The sequence below is a fragment of the Streptomyces sp. 8K308 genome, from assembly GCF_004348315.1.
Taxonomy (GTDB): domain Bacteria; phylum Actinomycetota; class Actinomycetes; order Streptomycetales; family Streptomycetaceae; genus Streptomyces.
On the sequence record NZ_SMKC01000603.1, the window covers coordinates 1 to 1,641 of the forward strand.

Annotated in this window: 1 protein-coding gene; it reads left to right on the top strand. The window is 78.2% G+C overall.

Annotated features, from left to right (window positions below; all coding sequences use genetic code 11):
* On the top strand, positions 1-1,399 hold a 1,399-nt coding region (locus tag E1265_RS36070), incomplete at its 5' end, for a PQQ-binding-like beta-propeller repeat protein (RefSeq protein ID WP_243741359.1).
* Between the last annotated feature and the right edge of the window lie 242 nt (positions 1,400-1,641).

Below are 1,641 nucleotides of genomic sequence, written 5' to 3' on the forward strand. Positions count from 1 at the left end.
GGCGTCCTCGTCCGCGATCCAGGCGCCGCCGGACGACCCGGTGCGGCTGCCGGGCGCCCGGGTCCCGATCGGCCCAGGGCCGCAGCGCGGCGAGCCGGCGGGCCCCGGCGACCACCTGGTGCCGCACTCGCCCGACTGGGCCCGCCCGCCCACGGCCGCGCCGGCCGCCCCCATGGCGAGCCCGCGGACCGCGCACCCGGGCCAACAGCCCACCGGGGCCCCGGCCGTGGCCGCGCCGTCGGCCGGCGCGCCCGCCAACGCGCAGGCCCCGGCCCGCTGGCGGCCGTGGCGGTTCCGGATGAACAACGACCTGTGGGGCTCGCCCGTCGTCCGGGACGGCCTCCTCTACGTCACCTCCTTCGAGGTGCACGCGCTCGACGTGGCCAGCGGGCGGCGCCAGTTCAAGACCCGCGAGGTGGCCTGGTCGATGGCCGTCAGCGCCGGCCGGGTGCTCGCCTCGGACGGCCCGAGCCTCTACGCGCTCGACGCGGCGGACGGCACCGACCGCTGGCGGATCGCGATCGACGGCTGGATCTACGCCCTGCGGGCCGACCGCGGCACCGTGGTCACCGCCACCAGGGGCGGCGGGATCCAGGCCTGGGAGGCGGCCAACGGCGAGCAGCTGTGGGAGCTCTCCGGCGCCCAGACCGACTTCGAGACCCAGGACACCGCGCCCGTGGTGCACGGCGGCGTGGTCTACCTGTGGGGCGAGGGCCTGCTCTACGCGCTCGAGGCGCGCACCGGCGCCGAGCTGTGGCGGTACCCGGTCGGCGACACCTCGGTGACGGGCGGAGTGCCGGTGCGCGTGGCGCCGACGGACGACGGCGTCGTCCACGTCAGCGCCGGCTCCCGGGTGCTGGCCCTCGACGCGGCCAGCGGCGCCGAGCGGTGGCGGTTCGACGCGCCGGCGGCGATCCTCTGCCCGCCGACGTACGAGTCGCCGCGCAGCCGGGCGGCCGGCATCTACTTCGCCGACTACCTCGGCACGGTCTACGCGCTCGACGTCACCACAGGCGACGACCGCTGGCGCATCGCGACCGAGGCGCGCGCCGGCACCGACCCGGTCCTGGTCGCGGACGGCCTGGTCCACCTGGGCAGCGGTACGGCGATGTACACGTTGGACGCGGTCAGCGGCACCCCGCGCTGGCGCTTCGCGGCCGGCGCGGCCATCGTCGGCTCGCCGGTGGTGAGCGGCGGCCGCCTGCACTTCGGCTCCGAGGACCACTGCCTGTACACGCTGGACGCGGTCAGCGGCCGCCTCAGCTGGAAGCTGGAGACCGGCGGCGCGATCACCGGCACCCCGGCCGCGGCGGACGGCATGGTCTTCGCGTGCAGCAAGGACCACTGCGTCTACGCCCTCGACGCGGCCCGCGGCACCCGCCAGTCCTCCCAACCGTAGCGCTACGCCCTTGGCCCCCAGGCCGCGGGCCTCGCGGCCGCGCGGCCCGGCGGCTCGGTGGCGCGGCCGCCGCGGGCCCGCCGGCCCTCCTGCCGCGCGGTGCTGCACGGCCGGGCGGCGCGGGCGCTACGCCCCCGGCGTCCACCTGCGGCCGTGCCATGCCGGCCGGTGGCGCGGGGCCACGCGCGGCGCAGCCGCTGCGCACCGCGCGCAGCGTGGAAAGGGGTGGGTGGGAGTAATCC